This is a genomic window from Geobacillus sp. ZGt-1 (assembly GCF_001026865.1).
Taxonomy (GTDB): domain Bacteria; phylum Bacillota; class Bacilli; order Bacillales; family Anoxybacillaceae; genus Geobacillus; species Geobacillus thermoleovorans.
The window spans coordinates 69,237-70,145 of sequence record NZ_LDPD01000008.1; the positions used below are offsets into that span (position 1 = coordinate 69,237).

Genomic DNA, 909 nt, shown 5'->3' on the forward strand with positions numbered 1-909 from the left:
ACGGACTGAACGGGTGGAGGCGCTCGAATCGCTGTTTGCCGGCGCCAACGCCTGCTTTCGCCTAAGCGAACAAATTGCAGCTGATATGTGGAACAAATATTTGTTTATCGCGACGATGTCGGGCGTGACAACGCTGTTCCGCGCCCCGATCGGGCCGATCCGTTCCGGGGAGTACGGGAGCGTCATCATCGATCGGCTGTTTCGGGAAATCAAAACGATCATTCAGGCGCATGGGGCGCCGCTGACCGATGAAATGGCTGAGCGGCAGCGCACCCAGCTCGAGCAGATCGCCCCAACGATGAAATCGTCGATGCAGCGCGATATGGAAAAAGGACAGCTCATTGAAGCCGATCATTTGCAAGGGTATTTGCTAGCATTGGCGAAGCGGCATGGCATCCATGCTCCGATGCTCGAAACGGTGTATCACAATTTAAAAATTTACGAGTCAAGCCGCGTTGTCGCGGAATAAGTGGTGGACAAGTGTTGGCCGGCCGGCGGGAGCCTATGGGCAACCGCTCGCCGGCTTATTTTTGTGAACAAAAGAGAGTTGTTTCTTGCAGCGATGTAGTGTACAGTTAGTAGTGAAAACGTGTGCACAGAGGAGGAGCTGCTGTGAAAAAAGTGTGGTGGAAAGAGGGCGTTGCCTACCAAATTTATCCTCGCAGCTTTATGGATGCCAACGGCGACGGCATCGGTGATCTTCGCGGCATTATGGAAAAGTTGGACTATTTGGTGGAGCTTGGGGTCGATATCATCTGGATTTGCCCGATTTACCGATCGCCGAACGCTGATAACGGATATGACATCAGCGACTATTATGCCATTATGGATGAGTTTGGAACGATGGATGACTTCGATGAATTGCTTGTTGAAGCGCATCGGCGCGGGTTGAAAGTCATTTTGGATTTG

2 protein-coding genes are annotated in these 909 nt (G+C 52.1%); both read left to right on the top strand.

All coding sequences use genetic code 11. The annotated features are described in order from the left end of the window. Positions 1–469, top strand: a 469-nt coding sequence (locus VU18_RS18940) for a ketopantoate reductase C-terminal domain-containing protein (RefSeq protein ID WP_047757621.1), incomplete at its 5' end; no start/stop codon positions are given. A 143-nt stretch (positions 470–612) separates the two neighbouring features. Continuing rightward, a partial coding sequence (locus VU18_RS02540) for an alpha-amylase family glycosyl hydrolase (protein WP_047757597.1) occupies positions 613–909 on the top strand: 297 nt, incomplete at its 3' end.